This is a genomic window from Pedobacter alluvionis (assembly GCF_003664035.1).
Classification (GTDB): Bacteria; Bacteroidota; Bacteroidia; order Sphingobacteriales; family Sphingobacteriaceae; genus Pedobacter; species Pedobacter alluvionis.
On sequence record NZ_RCCK01000012.1, the window covers coordinates 417554 to 442453 of the forward strand.

At 39.1% G+C, this 24900-nt stretch carries 18 protein-coding genes; 12 read left to right on the forward strand and 6 right to left on the reverse strand.

All coding sequences use genetic code 11. From position 1 onward, the window contains the following. Window positions 1-157: 157 nt before the first annotated feature. The 3 genes from BCL90_RS15735 to BCL90_RS15745 all read right to left on the reverse strand — a co-directional run bounded on the left by BCL90_RS15735 (window position 158) and on the right by BCL90_RS15745 (window position 3768). Window positions 158-1039: a Ppx/GppA phosphatase family protein gene (locus BCL90_RS15735; protein WP_121284951.1), complete on the reverse strand. Its 882-nt coding sequence runs from the start codon at window positions 1037-1039 to the stop codon at window positions 158-160. Further along, a complete protein-coding gene (ppk1, locus tag BCL90_RS15740; RefSeq protein WP_121284952.1) occupies window positions 1039-3099 on the reverse strand; it encodes a polyphosphate kinase 1 in 2061 nt (686 codons plus the stop codon). The genes BCL90_RS15735 and ppk1 overlap by 1 nt, the downstream gene beginning before the upstream one ends. A gap of 99 nt (window positions 3100-3198) precedes the next feature. Beyond that, on the reverse strand, window positions 3199-3768 hold the full coding sequence (locus tag BCL90_RS15745) for a hypothetical protein (RefSeq protein ID WP_121284953.1): 570 nt from the start codon (window positions 3766-3768) through the stop codon (window positions 3199-3201). Window positions 3769-3844: 76 nt separating this feature from the next. Here BCL90_RS15745 and BCL90_RS15750 point away from each other — a divergent pair, with 76 nt between their 5' ends. The 4 genes from BCL90_RS15750 to BCL90_RS15765 all read left to right on the forward strand — a co-directional run bounded on the left by BCL90_RS15750 (window position 3845) and on the right by BCL90_RS15765 (window position 7414). Beyond that, window positions 3845-4336 (forward strand): YajQ family cyclic di-GMP-binding protein, encoded by a 492-nt coding sequence (locus BCL90_RS15750; protein WP_121284954.1) that lies wholly within the window; start codon window positions 3845-3847, stop codon window positions 4334-4336. Window positions 4337-4464: 128 nt separating this feature from the next. Continuing rightward, a complete protein-coding gene (locus BCL90_RS15755; protein ID WP_121284955.1) occupies window positions 4465-4908 on the forward strand; it encodes a GNAT family N-acetyltransferase in 444 nt (147 codons plus the stop codon). A gap of 61 nt (window positions 4909-4969) precedes the next feature. Then, window positions 4970-5566, forward strand: a complete 597-nt coding sequence (locus BCL90_RS15760; RefSeq protein WP_121284956.1) for a DUF4142 domain-containing protein — start codon at window positions 4970-4972, stop codon at window positions 5564-5566. Between the two features lie 234 nt (window positions 5567-5800). Beyond that, on the forward strand, window positions 5801-7414 hold the full coding sequence (locus BCL90_RS15765) for a S8 family peptidase (RefSeq protein ID WP_121284957.1): 1614 nt from the start codon (window positions 5801-5803) through the stop codon (window positions 7412-7414). A 203-nt stretch (window positions 7415-7617) separates the two neighbouring features. Here the strand turns inward: BCL90_RS15765 and BCL90_RS15770 are convergent, their stop codons facing one another. The 3 genes from BCL90_RS15770 to recQ form a co-directional block, all read right to left on the reverse strand. Continuing rightward, window positions 7618-8334 carry a YqjF family protein gene (locus tag BCL90_RS15770; RefSeq protein WP_121284958.1) on the reverse strand — a complete coding sequence of 239 codons (717 nt, stop codon included), beginning with the start codon at window positions 8332-8334 and terminating at the stop codon, window positions 7618-7620. Between the two features lie 3 nt (window positions 8335-8337). Beyond that, window positions 8338-9150, reverse strand: a complete 813-nt coding sequence (gene kdsA, locus BCL90_RS15775; RefSeq protein WP_121284959.1) for a 3-deoxy-8-phosphooctulonate synthase — start codon at window positions 9148-9150, stop codon at window positions 8338-8340. A gap of 104 nt (window positions 9151-9254) precedes the next feature. Then, on the reverse strand, window positions 9255-11444 hold the full coding sequence (gene recQ / locus BCL90_RS15780; RefSeq protein WP_121284960.1) for a DNA helicase RecQ: 2190 nt from the start codon (window positions 11442-11444) through the stop codon (window positions 9255-9257). A gap of 91 nt (window positions 11445-11535) precedes the next feature. On the opposite strand from recQ, the gene BCL90_RS15785 reads away from it, so the two are divergent. From BCL90_RS15785 to BCL90_RS15820, 8 genes are all read left to right on the forward strand, one after another. Beyond that, complete coding sequence (locus tag BCL90_RS15785; RefSeq protein ID WP_121284961.1) at window positions 11536-12504, forward strand: KpsF/GutQ family sugar-phosphate isomerase; 969 nt, start codon at window positions 11536-11538, stop codon at window positions 12502-12504. Between the two features lie 15 nt (window positions 12505-12519). Continuing rightward, window positions 12520-13611 carry a mannose-1-phosphate guanylyltransferase gene (locus BCL90_RS15790; RefSeq protein WP_121284962.1) on the forward strand — a complete coding sequence of 364 codons (1092 nt, stop codon included), beginning with the start codon at window positions 12520-12522 and terminating at the stop codon, window positions 13609-13611. Between the two features lie 404 nt (window positions 13612-14015). After that, complete coding sequence (locus BCL90_RS15795; RefSeq protein WP_121284963.1) at window positions 14016-14591, forward strand: RNA polymerase sigma factor; 576 nt, start codon at window positions 14016-14018, stop codon at window positions 14589-14591. 69 nt (window positions 14592-14660) lie between these two features. Continuing rightward, window positions 14661-15815 (forward strand): FecR family protein, encoded by a 1155-nt coding sequence (locus BCL90_RS15800; protein WP_121284964.1) that lies wholly within the window; start codon window positions 14661-14663, stop codon window positions 15813-15815. A 284-nt stretch (window positions 15816-16099) separates the two neighbouring features. Further along, complete coding sequence (locus BCL90_RS15805; RefSeq protein ID WP_166792219.1) at window positions 16100-19312, forward strand: SusC/RagA family TonB-linked outer membrane protein; 3213 nt, start codon at window positions 16100-16102, stop codon at window positions 19310-19312. Window positions 19313-19321: 9 nt separating this feature from the next. Then, a complete protein-coding gene (locus BCL90_RS15810) occupies window positions 19322-20701 on the forward strand; it encodes a RagB/SusD family nutrient uptake outer membrane protein (protein WP_121284966.1) in 1380 nt (459 codons plus the stop codon). A 55-nt stretch (window positions 20702-20756) separates the two neighbouring features. Next, window positions 20757-21890 (forward strand): TlpA disulfide reductase family protein, encoded by a 1134-nt coding sequence (locus BCL90_RS15815; protein ID WP_166792220.1) that lies wholly within the window; start codon window positions 20757-20759, stop codon window positions 21888-21890. 74 nt (window positions 21891-21964) lie between these two features. Continuing rightward, on the forward strand, window positions 21965-24823 hold the full coding sequence (locus tag BCL90_RS15820; RefSeq protein ID WP_121284968.1) for a M16 family metallopeptidase: 2859 nt from the start codon (window positions 21965-21967) through the stop codon (window positions 24821-24823). The last annotated feature ends 77 nt before the right edge of the window (window positions 24824-24900 follow it).

Genomic DNA, 24900 nt, shown 5'->3' on the forward strand with positions numbered 1-24900 from the left:
AATTAATTAGCAAATATATCATTATATTTTAATCATTCAGGATGTTAATATAGTAAGTTTATACGCGCACATTAAACGGCTTCTTTTAGCGTATTTTTATACTATCAGCCACCCATTTATCATTAAATCATTGCCAGGCCTGCATGAGATGATTTCTCTAATCCAGCTTCTCTTCTATCAATAATTTAATAATCCCATCAGCCATTCCTACTTTAGGTACATAAATCTGTTTTATACCCGTCCACTTCATTAAAGTTAAATAAATTTCGCAAGCGGGGATAATTACATCCGCACGATCGGGATTTAAGCCCAAGGTATTGATCCTTTCTTTCAATGAATAACTGGTTAATTTATTATACATCGAATTTAATTTCTGTAACGATAAAGGCGCATTTTCCTTCTCATCCGACATGCGAAACAATTTATTAATATTGCCACCCGTACCTATACCAGCTAAGTGTTTATATTCTTTTGTATGCTCTTTTACCCAATCTTTCATCTCTTCCCAGGTTTCTTCCTTATCCTGATTGTCGAGCATTCTGATTGTACCAATATTGAAAGATCTTGATGCTTCCGGAGTACCCTTTACAAAAACAGATAATTCGGTGCTACCCCCACCCACATCAATATACAGGTAGTTTTTATTTTCGTCTAATTCTTCTTCTATATGGTTGGCATAAATAATATTCGCTTCCCGCTGCCCCTCAATAATTTCTAAGGTAATGTTTGTTTGCTCCTTAATCAGTTTTACAATATCCTGTCCGTTGCTGGCTTCACGCATGGCAGATGTTGCACAAGCCAAATATTCAGAAACATGATACACATCCATCAGATTTTTAAAAGCGGTCATGGTTTTTACCAGGTCTGCAGATTTTTTCTCCGAAATATATTGATCTAAGAATGCATCATCTCCCAACCGGAGTGGCACACGTATCAGGGTGTTCTTTTTGTATTTATATTTTCCGTCTTGTTTGCTAATATCTGCAATGAGTAACCTCACCGCATTCGAACCGATATCTATAGCTGCGTATCTTAACATTATGATTGATGCTTGGTTTTTAAATAGTTGTAGATGTCTACCTGTGCCCTTATTTTTTTACTTAATCTGTTTTTATGGTATTTGTTATTGTTTAAGGCATTAATTTGCCTCGATTTGGTATTGTCTTGCAGTTGCAGGTCAATAATGTCTTGTATCTCCTGTTTAACATCATGATCCAGAACTGGAAAACCTACTTCCACGCGGTGCTCGAAATTTCTGCTCATTAAATCTGCAGAAGATAAATACATATCGTTTTTACCATTATTACTGAAGATATAAACCCGGGCATGTTCCAAAAACTTATCGATAATACTAATAACGGTAATATTTTCGCTAAAGCCCTTTACGCCTGGCACCAGGCAGCAGATACCGCGTATAATAAGCTGAATTTTAACCCCGGCATTGCTCGCATCGTAAAGTTTGGAAATAATGCCTTCATCAGCTAAACTGTTTACCTTTAACATGATATAAGCAAGTTTACCCTGTTTGGCATTTCTGATTTCTCGGTTGATAAAATTAACCAGTTTAGAGCGACTCTCCAGTGGTGAAACAATCAGGTGCCTGAAGCCTTTGGTTACCGTACGCTTGCTCAATGCATCAAAAAGTTTGACCAGATCGTTGGTAATCTCTTTCTTTGCGGTAAAAATGCTATGATCGCAATATAAACCTGCAGTTTTCTCATTAAAATTCCCTGTAGCTAAATTGGCGTAGTAAACCGGCTTATCCTTTTCAATCCGTTTAACCAAACAAATTTTAGAGTGTACTTTGTAATCTGTTAAACCGTAATTTACTTTAACCCCCTCTTCCATTAAACGGCTTGTCCAGTAAATATTAGCCTGTTCATCAAAGCGGGCTTTAAGTTCTAATAAAACAGAAACAGCCTTTCCATTTTTAGCAGCGTTAATTAAGGCATTGATTACTTTCGAGTTTTCAGCTAACCGGTATAAGGTAATCTGTATTTCGGTTACTTTCGGATCAATTGCCGCCTCACGTAAGAATAAAATAATGTAATCGTACGATTGGTATGGCAGATTCACCAGATAATCACGCTGGGCAACTTTATTGAACATGCTTTGGGTTCTATGCAGATCGTGCACCTTAAGCGGTACGTTCGGGGCATATTCCAATTCTTTTTTACCCACATTCGGGAAAGCGATAAAATCGCCAAATTTATGGTAACGGTTACCGGGGATTAAACTATCTGCCTCTAGCTTGAGTTTGTTTACCAAAACGGTAAGCATATTAAGCGGCATGGCCGAATCATAAAGCAGGCGCATTGGTTTGCCTTTTTTGCGTTTTTCTAAACTGCTTTTTAAATCTTCGATAAACTTATCATTAATGTTTTTATCAATATCCAGTTCGGCATCCCGTGTTAACTGGATCGAATAAGCCTCTAAATTATCGTAAGTAAAAACATAGAAGATATCATCTAAACAATACCTGATAATATCTTCAGCAAGAATTATAAATTTCAGATCGTTTGTTTCCGGCAGCACCAAAAACCGGGGTAAATTAGGCGGAATTTCGATTAATGCATACTTTTCTCTAACTTTTGTATCCTTTTTAGAAAGTTTAACAAAGAAATATAGATACCTGTCTTTCAGTTCGGGAAATGGCTTATCCATATCCAGCATAATCGGAACCACATTTGATAAAATCTTATCCCTGAAATGATTTTTAACGAATTCTCCCCTGCTTACATTCAGTTGAGTATCGTTTAAAATAAAAATCCTGTTTTGAGCAAGTTCGTTAATTAAGGTAGCCTGAAAAAGCTGGTCGAATTTTCTTTCCTGTTTTACAACGATATTTTTAATCTCATTCAGAATTTTCTTTGGATTAAATCCCAAAAGTGCCTTAGCCTTATCGTTCAGATTGGTTAACCGGGTCATGGTGGCCACCCTTACACGATAAAACTCTTCTAAATTGGAAGAAAATATAGATAGAAATTTAATCCGTTCAATCAGCGGAACTGTTTCATCGGCCGCTTCTTGCAATACACGTTCATTAAAGTAAAGCCAACTGATTTCGCGGTTAAAAAATGGAATCTTCTTATTACTCATTTAAAAAAATAAAAAATCCCTGCCAAACAGGGATGTTCAAAACTGCAAATTAATTTGTTAAATCGATGTTAATTCATTCGCATATTAACGTTAACAAATTTATTTTCCGGCAGGATTTTTTACTACTTTCTTAACCGCAGGGGTAGCTTTCGCAACCGTTTTTTTAACAACCTCATTAGCCGTTTCCGGAGCTTTACTCACCGTTTTCTTAGCTACTTTAGTAGCTTCGTTAACAGCTTCTTTTGCTGTTGCCACTGATTTTGCCAATGCCTTTTCTGCTTTTTCTTCAGTTTCTATTGCGGCAACTTTAATGCTTTGTACTACTGGTTTTGCCTTCGCAACAGCTTTTTTAACTACTTTTTCAGCAGATTTTTCAGATTTACTTATCGCTTTGGCAACAGGTTTTTCCGCTGCTTTGGCTTTCTCTTTAGATGCATGTAACAAATCATCAATTTTTTGTCCCACATCAGCTTTTACAATCGTAAATTTTTTGGTTAATTTTTTAGCCACCCGCTTACTTGCCTTACCAACCTCCGTACTAATTTCCGATACATCATGACCTAAACTTTTAATTACGTCTAAAAACTTATCCGTAATTGATTGCTCAAGCTGTTTTTTAACTTCTTTTTTTGTGATCTTTTTTTGAGACTTTGGTTTAGTGGTTTTCATATTATTTTTCGTTTTTTTGTGAGGATGGATTAATTTCTATTAAATCTACTTATTTTTTTACTTTAAAGCTAAAACCATGCCTTCTTTTGATATTGTAAGTAAAGTTGATGCGCAAACGTTAGACAACGCCATTAACAATGCTAAAAAAGAAATCCTTAACCGATTCGACTTTAACGGATCGAAAAGCACCATCGATCTGGATAAAAAAACAAACGTGGTAACCATTGTTACGGAAGATGATATGCGATTAAAAGCAATCGAAGATTCCATTATTTCGCGGATGATGAAACAGAATTTAGATCCGAAAAGTTTAGACTTTGGCGACGAGCATCAGGCCTCAGGCAACATGATCAGAAAAGAAATCAGCATAAAAGAAGGATTAGATAAAGAAGCGGCGAAAAAAGTGGTGGCGAAAATCAAAGCCAGCGGCTTAAAAGTTCAACCATCTATTATGGATGATCAGGTTCGGGTTACAGCAAAGAAAATCGATGACTTGCAGGCCGTGATCAGCCTTTGTAGAAATGAAGATTTTAATCAGCCGTTGCAGTTTATTAATATGCGTAACTAGAAAGCTTAATTATCTGAACTGGTTAATCGGTTAACTGCGGAAGAGGCTTAAAAAACTTAGCTAATTCTTTAAGTGGATTTTTGAAAGAATTCACTCATTTAATCATTCAAAATCAATCATTAATCAAAATGGAAATCAGCGAAAATGGTTTTATATTTTCAGATAAAAAGGAACTTTTAGATCCCGAAGCCATACATCATTATTTAAGTGTAGAATCTTATTGGGCAAAGGGCATTCCGCTAGATACCGTAAAACGTTCTATAGAAAATTCGCTTTGTTTTGGAATTTATAAAGATCAGGAACAGGTAGGTTTTGCGCGATGGATAACCGATAAGGCTACTTTTGCATGGCTTTGTGATGTTTATGTTAAAGAAAGCTACCGTGGCTTGGGTTTATCTAAAAAACTGATGTCGTTTATGATCTTTCATTCTGATTTACAGGGATTAAGAACATATCGCCTGGGCACTTTGGATGCACATGGATTGTATAAACAATTTGGTTTTGAACCAGTAGAAAATCCGGAACGTTTAATGGCTATTGTTATCAAAAATCCTTATGGAGTTGCACAATAACTCTTACAACAAAACCTTTTTCCAGTGCTCTTGTTTCTAATCTATTAAATATAGAGAAAACATGAAAAAGATATTTTTATTGTCAACAGCATTTGCCTTGGCACTTTCCTTTCAGGCTTGTCAAACTGCAGATAAAAAATCGGCTACTACAAAAGACAGCGTATCTGGCGATACCACCATGGTAAATGGTAACCACGTTGCTGGTTCCGAGAGTACCGAATCTGGTATTGATGAGGCAGGCGCTACATTTTTAAGAAAAGCAGCTGTAGGTGGTATTATGGAAGTTGAAGCAGCTAAGATTGCCGCAAAAAATGCAAAAAGTACCGAAGTAAAAGACTTCGCGGCTAAAATGCTTGCCGACCATACCAAAGCGAATGCAGAATTAAAAGCTTTGGCGGTAAACAAAAAAGTGATTACTCCTGATGCATTGCCCGCCGATGAGCAGATCCATTTGGATGGAATGAAAAAAATGACCGGTACAGCATTTGATAAACATTATATGGCTATGATGGTTACCGATCATGAAAAAACAGTAGCATTATTTAAACAGGGGATTGAAAACCGTGACCAAAGCATCAAAGAATGGGCTACGAATACTTTAAAAGTAATTGAATCACATGATGAAATGGCTAAGAAGATTGCAGCTGGATTAAAATAGAGTAAGGTAATTTTTATAGTGCGGTCGTCATTTCGAGCGGAGTGCAATGTATTGAAGAAATCTGTTTAGATAGATCCCTCCAGTACCACGTTGCCCCCTTTGAGGTGGCGACTTTTATATTGAAAACTACCTAAAAGTTAGTGATAAAATATCCTAACAGCATTAAATTTTAATAGAATTTCTTTCAATAAAAAATTAAAATTAACTTTCGCCGTTTAATACAAAAATACATAAATGAATAAGAGTAGAATTTTTAGCGCGCTATTAAGCATTGCGTTCGTAAGTGCAGTACCAACTTTGGCCAATGCGCAAAAAGCCAATTGGCAAAACCTTGATCTTAAAAGTGATAGCACTTTCGGAATCAGTACCGAAAAAGCATATAAGGAACTTTTAAAAGGTAAAAAATCTGTTAAAGTAATTGTAGCCGTAAATGATGGCGGTGTAGAAGCTACACACGAGGATTTAAAACGGATTATGTGGGTAAATACCAAAGAGATAGCTGGCAATGGTAAGGATGACGACAAGAATGGCTATATCGACGATATTAATGGCTGGAATTTTATTGGCGGCCCTAAAGAATCTGTAAATTTCGAAACTTTAGAATTAACCCGTTTAGTTCGTCGCGACCAGGTACGTTTTGCCAATACCACAGATGCGAATGTAACGGAAAAAGATAAAAAGGATTTCGAGGTTTTTAAAGCAGAAAGAGCCGAATTGGAAAAACAATTAGCGGAAGCTAAGGGAAATCTGGCAGGTATTACTGGTTTTAAAAATGCTTTAGATGCAGTAGTAAAGAAAATCGGTAAAGAAAATCCAACCGCAGAAGATTTTAAAAACTTTAAACCTGCTACTGAGGTTGAAGGCAGGATCCAAAATGTATTAACTCAAGAATTAGAAAAAGGCAGTTTTAAAGATTTTTACGAAGGTCAGATTGTAGAGGGATTCGATTATTATACACGCCAGGCCAGTTACAACTTAAATCTTGATTATGATCCACGCTCCATAGTTGGCGATGATCCAAACAATCCTAAGGAAAAATTTTATGGCAATAACGATGTTGCAGGTCCTGACGCTATGCACGGCACGCACGTAGCTGGTATTATTGCAGCTGACAGAACCAACAAACTTGGTATTTTAGGTGTAGCTGATAATGTTGTCATTATGGGGGTTCGTTGTACGCCAAATGGTGATGAAAGAGATAAAGATGTGGCAAATGGAATCCGTTACGCGGTTGATAATGGCGCAAAAGTAATTAACATGAGTTTTGGTAAAGCTTATAGCTGGGATAAAGCTATTGTTAACGAAGCGATGAAATATGCTGCATCTAAAGATGTACTGATCGTTCAGGCTGCAGGTAACGAAAACAAAAATATCGATGTTGAAAATAATTTCCCTAACCATAAGGATTTAGACGAAAAAACCATTGCATCGTGGATTACTGTTGGTGCTTCAGGCCCTCAGGACGATGAAACACTAAAAGCCAGTTTTTCTAACTTTGGTAAAACACAGGTTGATGTTTTCGCTCCTGGTGTTCAGATTTACTCTACGGTACCAGGTTCTAAATACAAAAACTTAGATGGAACGAGTATGGCCTCTCCTGTTGTAGCCGGTTTAGCCGGATTAATCCGTTCTTATTATCCTAAATTATCAGCAGCACAGGTAAAAGAAATTATCGTTAAATCGGTTACTAAAGTGAATCACAATGTAGAATATGCTAAAGGCGAAGGGCCAGATGCAGAAAAAGTTTCTGTTCCTTTTTCTGATCTTTGTATCAGCGGTGGAATTGTGAATACTTATAATGCATTAAAATTAGCGGCAACTTATTCAGGTAAAGCAGTTGCTAAATAATCTTTCAGATTGTCATTCTGAGCAATTGCGAAGAATCTTTATAAAAATGCGTCCCAATTTATAATGGACGCATTTTTTGTTTGTGGTATCTGGATAAGTCAAGTTTTAAAAACTTGACTTATCTTGTTTTAAGCCAACACTTTATCTGCACGGAAATTATCATAAAATATAACGCAACACACCAACCATTATTAGTAATCAGATTAAAACTTTTTCCCTTTTAAAACCCTGATTTCTGATCCTTCTGCAAGAATTACAGAATCGGGAGTGGCATTATTTAAGAAAGCAAAATCCTCACCATAATTAATTCCAAAATCAACATTGATCTTATAGTCTTTGATAGGATATGCTTGCCAGCGCGGATGTTCAACTCCATATTCAGAGGTTTTGTTTACACCGATTTTGGTATAACCCCAATAATGTTCTGTAATAAATTCTTCTTCGCTACCAGCCAGAATATCTTCAGCTTTTGATGTAGCAGTAACCGCAAAACTATTCCAATTTCTGTTTTTCCAGGAATACGCTACTTCCAATTGATCTTTTTGTTCAGCCCAAAGGTGTTTCATGGCCAGTGTCTGATAGTTTTCTTTATAAAGGGTATTGGCTACAAAAGTGATAGCAGGTTTTGGGACAAATTCCTTAATAAATACAACGCCCCGTTTCCAAATGCCGCCGTCTTTAAATTTGACGTAGAACCTCAGGTTAACTTCTTCAAAATTAGTATGAAAAGGGATATTAAAACCGCGCAATTTTACATCCATAAACATAAATCCCACTAAACTCACGTAATATTTGCCCTGCCAATCATCCAGTATGGTATGCGGAGGCAGGTATTTCGAAAGTATTTCTTTATCTACGGCATACTGGGCCATAGCTAGTTTGCGCCATTCAGCAGTGAGAAATACTTTCGGATTATTCAAAATTTATAGTATGGCTTGTCTGATTCTGATCAGTTTGGTTAAAGTTTCTTCCAGCAGGTCTAAATGAAGCATATTTGCTCCGTCTGATTTTGCATTTGCAGGATCAGGATGCGTTTCGATAAATAAACCATCTGCACCAACTGCAATTGCCGCTTTGGCAATGGTTGATATCAACTCTGGTTTGCCCCCCGTTACACCGCTACTTTGATTGGGTTGCTGTAACGAATGTGTACAATCCATTACTACAGGAACGCCAAAACTTTGCATTTCGGGTAATCCACGGTAATCAACTATCAGGTCCTGATAACCAAAAGTATTACCTCTGTCAGTTAAGATTACTTTATTGTTGCCAGCTTCTTTTACTTTTTCTACTGCAAATTTCATTGAACCTGCTGAAAGGAATTGGCCCTTTTTAACGTTAACTACTTTCCCGGTTTCTGCAGCAGCGATTAATAAATCGGTTTGGCGGCATAAAAACGCGGGGATCTGCAATACATCTACATAAGCAGCGGCCATAGCCGCCTCAGCACTTTCATGGATATCGGTAACAGTTGGAACACCAAATTCTCTACCAATTCTTTCTAAAATGCGCAATGCCTTTTCATCACCAATACCTGTAAAAGAACTTCCTTTACTTCTGTTCGCCTTGCGGTACGAACCCTTAAAAATATATGGGATCTGCAGTTTATCGGTAATCGTAATAATCTTTTCGGCAATTCTCATGGCAATATCCTCGCCTTCAATGGCACATGGTCCCGCCATTAAAAAGAAATTTCCCGAATCTGTATTTTTTAATTTATCTAAATAGTTTAACATGTAAAATGTATTATGGAAAATGTATAAACTAAAATCTATAATAGAAAATGGGACGGATAAGCAGATACATCATCCATCTTACCTCTCCCATCTTCCATCAATCTCTAGTTTCCTAATTCTGACATGAATTTAATCCGCATCAATTGAATTTCTTCTCGGGTATAATCGGTTTCGCCCAATTCATTAAGTGCTTCGTCAATAGAATCGCTTTCAGCTGCCCTGAAATAATCAAAAACTTCATCCTGTCTGTCATCATCAATTACTTCATCAATGAAATAGTTAAGGTTAAGTTTAGTGCCAGAGTTTACAATCGATTCTACTTCTTTCAGGATTTCTTCGTAAGTAATGCCTTTCGAATCAGCAATGTCTTCCAAACCGATCTGTCTGTCTATATTCTGAATGATTGAAACTTTCATTTGCGATTTATTGGCCTGAGTTTTAATAATCAGATCAATAGGACGTTCGATATCATTATCCTCGACATATTTTTTGATCAATTCGATAAAAGGTGTCCCGAATTTCATCGCTTTACCTGAACCTACACCAGAAATCTGGCGAAGCTCTTCCATGGTAATTGGGTAATGTGTACACATTTCCTCTAACGATGGATCTTGAAAAACGACAAATGGAGGAACACTTTTTTGCTTCGCAATTTTTTTACGCAGCTCTTTAAGTAAAGATAAAAGATGGGTATCTAAAGCTCCGGTGCCATGTTTTACCTCATCCTCATCATCGTCAGCACCGTTCTCTATTGGTTCATTCAGTATGAATTTAAGGCTATAAGGATTAACAATAAAATCTCTCCCTTGCTTTGTTAACTTTAATAAACCATAATTATCAATATCCTTAAACAGGTAATTGTTTAAAACAGCCTGGCGGATAATTGATTTCCACATCAACTCACCTTCTTCTTTGCCAATTCCAAATTCAGGAACTTTACTATGCTCATAAGCAATGGTTTGCGCCGTTTCTAATCCTAAGAAAACGTTTAGCAAGTGTGCATCGTCGAATTTCTCTCCCGATTTCTCAATAAACTTCAATACGGTAGATAACTGGCTTTCAGCATCAAATTGTTTTTTAGGCTTTTTGCAGTTATCACACATGCAGTTACAGCCTGTTTCGTTAAAGTTTTCGCCAAAATAATGAAGGATCTGCTTACGGCGGCAAACGCCTGATTCTGCATAATCAATCACTTCCTTTAATATTTGTGTACCAATTTCTCTTTCCGAAACCGGCTTATCTTTCATAAACTTAGCCAGCTTATCTACATCTTTTTGAGAGTAGAAAGCAATGCACACGCCTTCGCCGCCATCACGTCCGGCCCTGCCAGTTTCCTGATAATAGCCCTCCATACTTTTAGGCACATCGTGGTGAATTACAAAGCGAACATCAGGTTTATCGATCCCCATACCAAAAGCGATGGTTGCCACAATCACCTCGGCATCTTCCATCAAAAATTTATCCTGTGTTTCAGCCCGTACTTTTGGATCTAAACCAGCATGATAAGGCAAAGCACTGATTCCGTTGAGGTTTAAAGCTTCTGCCACCTCTTCCACCTTTTTTCGGCTGAGGCAATAAATAATCCCCGATTTACCCGGATTAGATTTGATGTATTTAATAATCTCTTTGGTAATGTCTCTCTTAGGGCGGATTTCATAAAATAAGTTCGGCCTGTTAAATGATGATTTAAACAACGTTGCCTCCATCATTCCAAGATTCTTCATAATATCCTGTTGAACCTTGGGAGTAGCAGTAGCAGTTAGTGCAATAATTGGAATATTATTTCCTAATCCAGCGATAACCTGTTTAATTTTACGGTATTCTGGTCTGAAATCGTGTCCCCATTCAGAGATACAATGCGCTTCATCAACAGCAACGAAAGAAATTTTAATCAGATTTAAAAATTCAATATTGTCTTGCTTCGCCAGAGATTCGGGCGCAACATACAATAATTTAGTCTGCCCGCTTAAGAGGTCAGATTTAACTTGAGTAATTTCAGATTTGTTTAAGGATGAATTAAGAAAGTGTGCAATACTGTCATTTCCACCGAAAGCCCTTAACTGGTCTACCTGGTTTTTCATCAATGCGATTAGTGGAGAGATCACAATTGCTGTTCCCTCGCTCATTAAAGCGGGTAACTGATAGCAAATAGACTTCCCTCCGCCTGTAGGCATAATAACAAAAGTATTGTTGCCCTCTAAAATATTGGTAATGATCGACTCCTGATCACCCTTGAAATTATCAAACCCGAAGAAATTTTGCAGGTTATCAAATAACGACTTTTTCACGTCCATTTTGTGTAATAAAATATGCGATGCTATTTTTGTATCCAAAATAACATAATTTTACAAGAATTTCAAGTATTAACAAACAATTATTTTCTCTTTGAAAAGTAAAAAATCAATAATCCAATCAGCTATAAGCACATTAGAGCTTGAAGCAGCAGCAATATTAAATGTTGCTAAGAACATAAACGCTGATTTTGAAAAGGTCGTATCAAGCATCTTACATAGTAAAGGACGGGTAATTGTTACAGGTATAGGAAAAAGTGCAATCATTGCTCAAAAAATGGTGGCCACTTTTAATTCAACTGGTACACCTGCTATTTTCATGCATGCTGCTGATGCTATTCATGGCGACTTAGGAATGATCCAGCTTGATGATATTGTAATTTGCCTGTCTAAAAGTGGAAATACGCCAGAAATAAAAGTGCTTACACCTTTGTTAAAAGCAGCTGGCAATCTGCTGATCGGGATGGTTGGAGAATTGAATTCTTTTTTAGCTGAGCAAGCCGATCTGGTTTTAAATACTTCTTTCGAAAAAGAAGCTTGTCCACATAATTTGGCGCCCACTACCAGTACAACGGCTCAATTGGCGTTAGGCGATGCTTTAGCGATCTGTTTATTGGAATGCCGGGATTTTAACGAATCAGATTTTGCAAAGTATCACCCGGGAGGATCTCTGGGAAAAAAATTATATTTAAAAGCCAGGGATCTTGCCTTATCAAACGAAAAACCCTCCATACATCCATCAGCTCCGGTTAAAGATGTGTTAATAGAAATTAGTAAAAACCGTTTAGGTGCTGTTGTTGTTGTTGATAACGATGAGAACGTGCTAGGCATTATTACCGATGGTGATATCAGGAGGATGTTAGAAAATAACAATTCTATTGCAAACCTAAAAGCCGAAGATATAATGGGCAAAACACCAAAGAGCATACAATTCGATGCTTTAGCGGTTGATGCATTAGCTATTATTAAGCAAAATAACATCACACAATTGTTAGTTCTGGAACAAAATACTTACTTTGGCATCATCCATTTACACGATCTCCTCAACGAAGGAATAGTGTAGTTTTTAAAATAAAAAATGAATAAAGATTATTATGCATTAATTATGGCTGGCGGTGTGGGAAGTCGCTTTTGGCCAGTAAGTAGAACAGAATATCCAAAACAGTTTATCGATTTTTTCGGTGTTGGAAAAACCCTGATTCAAAGCACTTACGAAAGATTTCTAAACATCTGTCCTCCTGAAAATATATTTATCGTTACCAACGAAATTTATGCAGATTTAATTAAAGAGCAATTACCTCAATTATCAGATAACCAGATTTTGGCGGAACCTTTAATGAGAAATACAGCCCCTTGTGTTGCTTATGGAAGTTTAAAAATTGCCGAGTTAAATCCGAATGCAACTATTGTGGTTGCCCCATCAGATCATACCATTGCGAATATTGATGGATTTATAGCATCTATTGAGCAATCTCTAGAAGCTGCATCAAAAAATGATTGTTTGATCACATTGGGTATTAAACCAAATCGCCCGGATACAGGTTATGGTTATATTCAGCACACTGATTATGTCCTCAATACTGATACCGATCTGCATAAAGTTAAAACCTTTACCGAGAAGCCAAATTTAGAACTGGCAAAATCATTTTTGCAGAGCGGCGATTTCTTGTGGAATGCCGGGATCTTTATCTGGTCGGCTAAGGCCATACTAAATGCTTTCGAGAAACACCTCCCAGACATGTATGAAATATTTAATATTGGCAGGTCTGAATTGAATAAAGCTGGTGAAAAAGAATTTATAAATAACGCTTATTTCCAATGCACCAATATTTCGATAGATTTCGGAATTATGGAAAAAGCAGAAAATGTTTATGTGCTTCCGTCTGATTTCGGCTGGTCTGATTTAGGAACCTGGGCCTCAATTTATGAAATGGCTGATAAAGATTATGTGGGTAATGCCGTTATTCCTTCAGATCAGGTTCTGATGTTCGATTCATCGAACTGTATGGTGAATGTTCCAAAAGATAAACTGGTTATCCTACAAGGACTGCATGATTACATCGTGGTTGAAAACAACAATATGCTCATGATTTGCCCAAGAAACGAAGAGCAAAGGGTTAAAGAGTTTGTAGCAGAGGTAAAATCCAGATTTGGAACTAAATTCATTTAATAAATAATAGGAGTTGTAAGATGGATGGTGCTGAGCAGTTTCCGCATCATCCATCTTACATTTCCCATCTTATCCTATTGTAGATAGCTTCTGAAACAAGTTAATTGTTGTCCGGTTAAATCTAAACCAATTTACAGAAACGCTACTATTAAGCTAAAAGCACCGTTTAATATCGCATTTGAAAAGGTAAGCCACCTGTTTTCCCATTTTAAAAATTCTTATCAAAATCCGGATGTCCGATTAAAACTATTCATTTATTGAAGTTTGAAAGACGTTTATAAATTGATAGTGATTTCGCGTAGCATCCTGTCTGTTAGGTTTTAAAATTCACCATGGATATTAGAATTATTGCTTGAAACGGTATTTATTGTTACTTTTGAATATGACAGCATTTATTTGTGAATATGACAGCATTCGCTCCTGAAAGTGATGACGATCTTTTAAATGCTTTCCATTCAGGAAATAAAGAGGCCTTCGAAATCATTTACGACCGTTACTGGCTGCTGCTTATTCGCCATGCCAACCACATGCTGAATGATGAAGAAGAAGCAAAAGATGTGGTCCAGGAAGTGTTCACCGCCTTGTGGTCAAGATCTGACAGCCTTCCCTCCTATCCCAATTTAGCAGCTTTCCTCTATGCAGTTACGCGTAACAGGATTTTAAACCGCCTGAAACATTTTAAGATAGAAGCTAAATATTTAGCACAGGTAGAGCATATTATTCAGCACCCTTCGCAAATGCCTGACAGCAGAGTGCGGGAACAGGACCTTAAACGTGTGATTGAAGAGGGATTAAACAGCCTGCCACCAAAAATGCGCGAAGTGTTTGAATTGAGCAGGAAACAGCATAAAACACATAAAGAAATTGCCGAACAATTAAACATCTCTGATAAAACCGTAAAAAAGCAAATAAATAATGCTTTGCGCATCCTGAAAAGTAAAATGGGTGATTCATTTAATATTTTCTTAACTTTTTTTTAATCCTATCTACTACCAACACCTTCTTTAGTTGTTATCACTGTAATTAGCCACAGTAAGCGCAAATAAAGGATGGAAAATCATCAGAATGAGCACAATAATTTACTTAAAAAGTATCAACTGGGAATTTGTACACCAGAAGAGAAAGAAATTGTTGAATATTTATATATTTTTTCGGCCAATTCTGAAAAAAAAGACGAAAAACTTATTGAAGATGGCCCGCTTCGCAATGAGATCTGGAGAAGAGTGCTGTCTGTTAATGGCATAAAAGATTTTGAGAAACAAAATACGGTGCCATCTCCACAAATACAAAGACCCACCCTATGGAAAAAAATATCCATTGCGGCAGCATTATGTATCGCCGTTGGTACTGCAATTTTTTATGTAGTAAAAACGCAGCCGAAGCAGCAACAGGTAGTTTATACCAAAGATATTGGCCCAGGAAAAAATAACGCGACACTTACACTCCCTGATGGGAAAATCATCATACTTTCTGATGCCCGTACTGGTGAATTGGCAAAAGAACAAGGGGTGCTTATCCGCAAAACCAGCGACGGGCAAATTGTGTACGAAGTAGTTGACCGGGGTATAGCCAGTAACAATCAAATCAATACCCTGTCTACTTTACGCGGACAAAATTATGAAGTGCGTTTGCCGGATGGAACCAAAGTGATCCTAAATGCGGCTTCTTCTATCAAATATCCTTCATCCTTCCTTGGGGCACTCAACCGTAAAGTAGAGTTAACAGGGGAAGCATATTTTGAGGTAGCAAAAGATAAAGTCCATCCATTTCTTGTATCCAGTAAAGGACAAACGGTGGAAGTATTGGGTACCCACTTTAATATTTCGGCCTATCCCGATGATAATCTTTCTAAAACTACACTCCTGGAAGGAAGCGTAAAAATCAACAACCAGTTACTAAAGCCCAGTCAGCAGTTTATACGCTCGGCCACAACAGAACAGATCGTAGCTGTGAACCCTGATGAGGCCGTTGCCTGGACACAGGGCTACTTTATGTTCAATGATGAACCCCTGGAAAATATTCTGTCAAGAATTGCCCGATGGTACAATGTGGAAATCATTTATAAAAACCAGGAGATTAAGAAAAAGAAGTTCCTTGGTAGTATAACCAAGTACGACCAGCTCTCTAAAACCTTGAACCTTCTGGCCAAGACCAAAGATGTATCATTCGAAATTACCGGAAATAAGGTTTTCGTTGATCATTAAAAGGCTAACAATATCACTAATCAACTAATCACTCAACCAAACCAACCAACATGAACAACCGCCATCACGATCCTTAGGAAGGAACCGACGAAAAGGGTTTTTAGCATATTGATCTTTCAAAAACAAAATAGCCAAGGATGGTGGAACATCCCTGGCCGTGTTTTGCTAAAACCTAATCTTATCAGGTAATGAATCAATTCAATTTTAACAGATATCAAATGTATAAAAATTATAATAAGATTTTATGCAAGCCTTTGCGCTGCTTTTATAAAATATTGTTTATCATGAAGTTAACAACTATTATACTCTTAGCAACGTTGCTTCAGGTGAGCGCCACCGGATTCGCCCAAAAGGTTACTTTTGTGCAGAAAAACAGTACGCTCAAAGAAATTTTCGGAGCGATCAGAAAACAGACAGGTTACGATGTCGTAGCCTCTTCAGATCAGCTTTTTCAAACGGTAAAAATAGATGCAGGCTTCAGGAACGCTCCGCTGGAAAAAGTACTGGATAAATGCCTGGAAAATCTCCCGTTCAGTTATGCGATTGACGAGCATTCGGTGATTATCAGCAGGAAAGAAAAGTCTGTAGCCGAAAAAATTATCAGCTTATTCACCCCTAAAATAACAGTAAGCGGGGTGGTGAAAGTAAAACAGGGGCCACTCGGGGGCGTATCCATCCTGATAGAACGTACACACCGGGTGAGCCGGACAAAAGATGATGGTAGTTTTTCTATTGAGGGACTTGAAAAGGAAGATGTACTGGTAGTGAGTTACATTGGTTATCAGCAACAGAAAATACATGTGGCAGATGTTGATGGGGTAATCAACATTGAACTGAAGCCCAGCACCAATGTCCTGGATGAAGTGCGGGTGCTGGCTTATGGACAAAAAACTTCTCAAAGAACAAATACCGGCTCTACAGTTTCTATAGACGCAGCTGTATTGGAGAAAACACCCACTTCAGATCCTATTGCTGCATTACAGGGCAGGGTCTCGGGCATGTTGATTACCAATAACAGTGGCTTGCCGGGCGCACAAGTGAGTGTGCAGATAAGGGGGATAAATACATTGAATCTTGATGGAAAAGCCAGAATGCCGCTCTATATCGTAGATGGCGTTCCTTTTACTTCAAGCTCTATTGCTAGTTTAACCAATATTGGCATACTGACTAATGGATCGAGTGAAAGTCCATTTAAAAGTATAGATCCCAGTTCAATTGCAAATATCGAGGTCCTTAAAGATGCGGATGCGACAGCGATCTACGGCGCGAGAGGAGCCAATGGAGTGATCCTGATCACGACAAAAAGAGGTAAAGCGGGCCAGATACAAATCGGCGCCGACGTTTACGCATCTATTGCTAAAATCCCACACTACATTGATATGCTGAATACGGAACAATATCTTGACATGCGCAGACAGGCTGCAATCAATGATGGGATAGAAATCACCGACGATGCATTCCCTGATTTAACCAAGTGGAGCCAAACGAAATATACCAATTGGCAAAAGGAGTTTTTTGATAAAACGGCGTTAACGCAAAATGCAGAGTTGAATATTACTGGTGGAAGTAATCAGACCCGTTTTATGCTGGGTGGAGGATATAGAAATGAGAAAACGGTATACAATACTAAGGATGGACTAAAAAGCGGAAATGTCAGGTTCAATGCCGATCACAATTCAAAGAATAATAAATTGAATCTTGCTTTGACCCTTAGCTATTCAGGTGATAGGAATACGGCTATCGCCCTCGATCCTGTTGCTTTTTACGCTCTGCCACCCAATTATTCGTTATATAATGAGGATGGTTCTTTAAACTGGGCAGTACCTAATCCGATTGCCACTTCATTAAGCAAGATGGAAAGCAAATCTAAAAGTGCCATCACCAATTTTGTGGGAAGTTACAAAGTATTGCCTGACCTGACGCTGAAAGCCAGCGTAGGTTATACTGATTTGCGGATCAGGCAAATGATGTTGACGCCTATCGCTGCACAAGACCCTAAATCTTCTAATCCCCAAGGCTACACCTATTACGCAAATAACAGAAACAACTCATTCACCTTTGAACCCCAGGCAGATTATGTGCTTCACCGTGGAAACAGCACTTTCCGCGCCTTACTTGGTGGCACCTATATTGATAACAGATCTTCAAATTATGCCTTAAATGCTTATGGCTTTACGGATGATGCTTTGTTGGGCAATGTCTCAGCCGCCCAAAGATCCGACACTACACAACTGGCAAGCCAGTATCGTTTTCTCTCTGCTTTTACCCGTATAGGGTATGAATACCAGAATGAACTTTTTGTGAATGCCACATTAAGACGTGATGGTTCCTCTCGTTTCGCACCCGGTAAACAGTTTGGCGATTTCTGGTCGCTCGGTGCAGCCTGGATTTTTACAGAACGCCAATGGATGAAATCAGCAATGCCCTTCTTAAGCATGGGTAAACTGAGGGCAAGTTACGGATTGAGCGGTAATGATAATATTGGGGATTACAGTTATTTCGTGAACTACGAAAAAACCTTCAACAAATATCAGGGAACCGGACTTTTCCCTAAAAACCTTTTCAACAGTGATTATCAATGGGAAGAAAATAAAAAACTCGAAGCCGCAATAGAGCTTGGTTTCCTAAACGATGCGGTGATGCTTACCGTAAATTATTATCGGAACCGTTCAGGTAACCAGCTGGTAGCGTATCCTTTGGCTTCACAGGTTGGAGTGGGCGACGTAAATCAGAATATGGATGCAAAGATCCAGAATAGCGGATGGGAATTTATGTTGAACACTTCGCAGATTAAACACAAAGATTTTAGCTGGACCTCAAGCTTTAATTTAAGCGTTGGAAGAAACAAATTGCTATCGTTCCCTGACCTGGAAAATTCCTCATATAAGGATCTATATGCCATCGGCAAATCCTTATCATTGTTCTGGGGATTCGACTTTCAGAAAATAGATCCTAAAACCGGTAAACCTGTATTCAGGGATGTGGATGGAAATGGCACTATAGAATATCCAAATGATTTTGTTCCTTTAAGTAATCTTTTGCCAACATTTTATGGAGGTTTTACTAATAATTTCTCTTATAAGAGATTTGATCTGGATATCTTCCTAAGTTTTAAAAAGAGCGGCCGAAATAGTACCCTGAATTTGAGCCCTGGTGCTACTTTGGATAACCAACCCGTAGAAGTACTCGACAGATGGAAAAGTCCGCAAAATCCGGGTAGCCGCATCGCTTATACCACAGATGGTGCCCTGATATACACGTATAATTCAAGTTTGGCTACTGCCTTTAATAATTCTTACATCAGGCTTTCAAATGTTTCCCTGGGATATAACTTCTCAGAAAAACAAGCCGGAAAATTGGGGATGAAAAATTTGCGTGTATACGCGATGGGAAATAACCTGTTTACGCTGACCAACTATCCTGGCTTTGATCCAGAAACAGGTGTAAGTATGCCTACCCTTCGGTCGTTTACTTTTGGTCTAAAAACAACTTTTTAAAATTATACAATGAAAAATTTGATATACCGCATAGCTTTCCTGCTGATGCTGACTGTTGTTAGCACATCGTGTAAAAAAATATTAGAAGTAAAGCCTGAGTTCATCAGAACTACCGAACAAGTATATGCCAATGATAAATCTGCAGATAGTGTAGTGGTTGGTATGTATGCTCAATGGGCAAGTAACAGTAATTTATTTGATATCCCTGTGGCCGGAGGGCTTTCTTCTGATGAATTGAAGCCAGGAGCATCATTAGACGATGACTTCCTGAATAGGTACAATAACCGTTTAGATCCTGTCAACTCCTCTACCAAAATTTATTGGTCAGATTATTACAGCGTAATCTATACCGCAAATTCGATCATAGAAGGTGTCGCAACCTCGAAAGGCATGACTACTTCAGGGAAACAAAAAGCTACCGGTGAGGCATTATTTATGCGTGCTTTTTGTTATTTCTATCTCGTCAATTTTTTTGGCGATGTGCCATTGGTAACCAGCACAGCTTATAAAGAAACTAAGAATTTTCCCCGGACACCAGTCGCTAAAGTATACGCACAAATACTGGAAGACCTGCTAAAAGCCGAGAGTTATCTTGGTGATCAATATCCTACCGCTGGTCGTGTAAGGGCAAATAAATGGGTGGTTAAAGCATTGCTGTCGAGAGTATATTTATATACCGGTGACTGGAAGAATGCCAGTCTTAAAGCTTCCGAAATTATCGAAAATCGTACTCAGTATAGCCTTGGTGTGATGGAAGGAACCAGTGCTGATGATGCGGAGATGGATATTTTTCACAGCGATAATAAGGAATCTATCTTTCAAATGTGGAATGAAATTGGATATGGTTTAGCGGGGCAAACCCTGGGTGATGGTGCTTATGTTGCCGTTGCGGATGAAGGTAGCAATAGTCTTATTGATGCTTTTGAAGACGGCGATAAACGCAGATGGAATTATATTAATGAGGAAACCGGCGGTTACCGGATCTACAAATATAGATTAGACGTTGAAAATTCAGAATATAAGGAATATACGGTAGTTTTCAGACTTGCGGAGCAGTACCTGATTCGTGCAGAAGCCTTAGCTAAACTTGGCCAACTTGATGCTGCCGTTCAGGATGTGAATACCATCCGTAACCGTGCGGGGCTTGAAAATCTGGATGATGGACAAACCGAAAGTTCGATTCTTGATGCTGTGGAACAGGAAAGAAGAGTGGAGTTGTGTTTTGAATGGAGTGATCGCTGGTTTAACCTGCGCAGACTTGGACACCTTGACCAGGTAATGTCAGAAAATAAACCCACCTACTGGAAGTCTACCGCTGCCCTATACCCGGTGCCAAGGGTAGAAATACAAAATAATCCAAAACTTACACAAAACCCAGGTTACAACTAAATCTATAAGAATGAGCATGTATTATCACAGATCGATCCAATTTATACTTTCTCTGTTGCTGATCACAGGCAGCACTGTGTCCTTTGCGCAGAAGAAAGCTCCGAATTATACATTAAAGGGAAAAATAACCGGCATGAAACCCGCTGATAAAATGACTGTATATCTTGAACGTTATATAGGCGATGATATGCAACAGGATTCTGCCCTGGTGAAAAGCGGGACCTTCAGTTTCCACGGGAACGTAAAGGATCCGGTATGGTCAATCCTTTCTTATTCCCTGGCCGCTAAAGGAAAGAAGCAGGAAGCTGTACGCCCGTCCTATCAATTGTTTATTGAAAAAGGGGTTTTGAACGTCTCTTTTTCGTTGGAGGATATTTCACAGGCCGTATTTTCAGGTTCTCCTTTGAATATAGAAAAGGCAGCTTATGAAAGTAAAACAGCGGCGCTTACATTGGCTTTGAGTGATGTAAGGTCTGCTTATTTCAACATTGAGGATCTGATGGGCGACAGCACACAAAACAAGGAAAAGCTCAAACAGCAGATGAAGGCAATAGAAAAGACATCAGATTCGCTGGATAATTTGAAAACCACCACGGACAGCTTGTATATTGCACGCCATCCGTCCAATTATTTCAGCCTTTATCTTTTATCAGAGTCTTTCAGGCACGGCATGCCTTTTGAAAAAACCATGGGCTTGTTTAAACAAATTAAGGCCCCTTTGAAACTGACTTCACTTGGGATGAAACTGACTGCAGACCTTAAACGTGCACAGAAAGTAAGTGTTGGAATGATGGCACCAGAATTTTCCCTGCCAGACTCTACGGGAAAGTTAGTCAATCTATCTTCCTACCGAGGGAAGTATGTCCTTGTAGATTTTTGGGCAAGCTGGTGCGTGCCTTGCAGGCAGGAGAATCCTACGGTGGTTGCTGCCTATCAAAAATTTGCTGCACGAAATTTTAATGTACTGGGCATCTCTTCAGATTTTGATAAAGGCTCCTGGATGAAAGCCTTGCGTGAGGATAAATTATCCTGGCCAAATCTACAGGATGTTGGCTCCAAAGTCGGTAAACTGTTTGATGTTTCGGCCATCCCTTCTAATTTCCTGGTTGACCCGAACGGCAAGATTATCGCAAAAAACCTACGGGGAGCAGCACTGGAGCGTAAACTGGCAGAAGTGCTGCCCCACTAAATCAGGCCGATCACAGCTCATGGCACAGCGCGTTATAGCTGATGACAACCAGCATTATAAATTTTATTACCCACATGAAAATCTACAAAATTAATATAGCCCTACTTATCGCAGGCAATTGCCTGCCTTTGCTTGCAGGAGCACAACACAAGCCTGCTAAATCCACTGTTGCCGTTCACCATACTGTTCAGCCGGGTACAAAACTGATTCCGCTGGATCCCTCGGTGCGTACCGGGAAGTTGGCTAATGGTTTTACCTATTATATCCGCCATAACAATGAGCCTGAACACCGGGTAGTGATGTATCTTGCCAATAAGGTAGGATCTATCCTGGAGACTGATGAAGAGCAGGGACTTTCACACTTCCTGGAACATATGAGTTTCAACGGAACGGAGCACTTCCCTAAAAGTGAGCTGATCAATTATCTCCAGAAAGCCGGCGTAAGGTTTGGTGCCGATTTAAATGCTTACACCAGTTTTGATGAAACAGTTTATCAGTTACCGCTGCCCACAGATGACCCTGCAGTGATGAAAAACGGACTGCAGATTATGCGCGATTGGGCACAAGGACTATCACTTGAGACTGCCGAGATTGAAAAGGAACGCGGTGTGATTATGGAAGAAGAAAGGTTGGGTAAGGGCGCTGAAGATCGCATACTAAGACAAACCCTTCCGGTGATGGTAAATAACTCGCGTTATGCCTCACGTTTGCCTATTGGTAAAGCTGATGTAATCCTTCATTTTAAACCAGACGTGATCCGCAATTATTACCATAACTGGTACCGTCCGAACCTGCAGGCCCTTATTATTGTAGGTGATATCGACGTGGCAAAAATGGAACAACTGATCAGGCAAAAGTTTGCTGATCTGAAAAACCCGGCAAATGAAAAACCAAGGGTAAAGTATAGTTCTTCCTTAACAGGAAAAAACCAGTTTCTTGCTGTAACGGATAAAGAATTGACCAATACGGTTATAGAAGTTAATTCCAAGCATAAAGAGCAGAAAATTTATACAGAGAATGATTACCGTGCTTCACTGCTGAGAAATTTGTTCAACGGAATGCTGAGCAGGCGTTACATGGAATTATCACGGCAGGCCAATCCTCCGTTTTTAGAAGGTGGTGCCGCAATTCGTCAGGTTATGCCAGGACTGGAAGCATTTAAACTTTATGTTAGCTGCAGGCCCGGAGAAGTGGAGAGTGGATTTAAAGCAGTGTGGAGGGAAATGGCCAGACTGCAACGGCTGGGCTTTTCTAAAACAGAGCTGGAGCGTTCCAAAAGGGAGTATCTAAATGACATGGAAGCGATGATGCAGGAAAAGGATAAAATGACTTCCGATACCTATGTAAATGCTTATCTGAACCATTTCCTTTATGGCGGGGCCACTCCTGGATTAAGCAAACAAAATGAAATGGTAAACCGGTTTATTCCTACAATTACGCTTGCGGAGGTAAATGCGTTAGCCAAAGAATACATCAGGGAAACCGACAGGGATATCATCGTAACCGCACCCGAAAAGGATAAGGCAACTTTACCGGCCGAGTCTGCTGTTTTAGCCTGGATAAGGGAAGTCAATGCCGAAAAGATGGATGCTTTCAAAGACGATGTAAGTACGTTGCCCTTACTGGCTCTTATGCCGGTACCCGGAAAAATTGTGAAGGAGGAGAAAGATGCCAAAACCGGACTTACTTTCCTTACCCTCAGCAATGGGGTAAATGTGATCCTGAAGAAAACGAACTTCAAAAATGACGAGATTGTTTTCCAGGCTTTTACAAATGGAGGAACATCCTTATACAGTGATGCAGACTATGAAAGTGCAGCTAATGCCGCAAATATTTTCTCTTCAGCAGGTGTAGGAAATTACAATGCCAGTCAGCTGGAAAAATATCTCTCAGGTAAACAGGTATCGGTTTTTCCTTTTATAGATGAGCGTACACAAGGCTTTATTGGGAGTACAAATGCCAAAGATATGGACAGTGCCTTTAGTTTGCTGTATGCCTACGCTACAGAACCGCGTAAAGATGAGCAAATTTTCAAAGGGATTATCTCCAATGCAAAAGCGGCCCTGGTGAACAAAGACGATGATCCTGAATCGGTTTTCAGTGATACAATGACTACAGTTTTGGGGAACTACAATGTCCGCCGTACGCCTGCTAACCTGGAGAAGATTGCACAGATCAACCTTGATCGCGCATATTCGATATATAAGGAGAGATTCGCCAATGTAACGGGGATGAAATTTGTCCTTGTAGGAAATATAGACGAGGCAAAACTAAAGCCTTACCTGGAAAAATACATCGCTTCCCTTCCTGCAAACGGAAACATAGAGACAGCAAAAAATCTGGACATCCATGTCCCTGAAGGCTTGATATCCAAAACAGTATATGCTGGTAAGGAAGATAAGGCTATGGTTTACCTGATTTTTTCTGGAAAGTTTGATTATTATTACGCGAGTACCCTGAAGATGCAGGCACTAAAAGAAGCTTTGGAAATCCGTTTATTGGAAAGATTGCGGGAGGAAGAAAGTGGGGTTTATTCTCCCGCTGCGGAAGTAAGTACCCGTAAATTGCCTGATGGCAGATATGGTATATCTATCTATTTCGGTTGTTCACCAGCAAATGTAGAAAGGATGATTGCCTCTGCGGTGGATGAGGTTGAAAAGTTGAAGAAAGTTGGCCCGGCACCGGAAAACATTGAAAAGTTTAAGGCCGAAGACCTACATACGATGCAAACCACGATGAAAACCAATAATTTCTGGCTGGATTACCTGACTGGACAACTCAGCAATGGAGAGCCGCTGGACCAGATCAGCGACTATAACCAGATCATCAAAGGAATGACTGCAAAAGAGGTAAAAGATATTGCAGATAAATACCTGACCGGCAAGAATTATATCAGATTGATACTGCTGCCAGAATCGGCTAAAGCAAAATAATTGATCACCCCTGCCCTTTCATCCGTAAAGACAGAACAAAGGGCAGGGATAATTACTATATATTAAGAGCCTGTTTA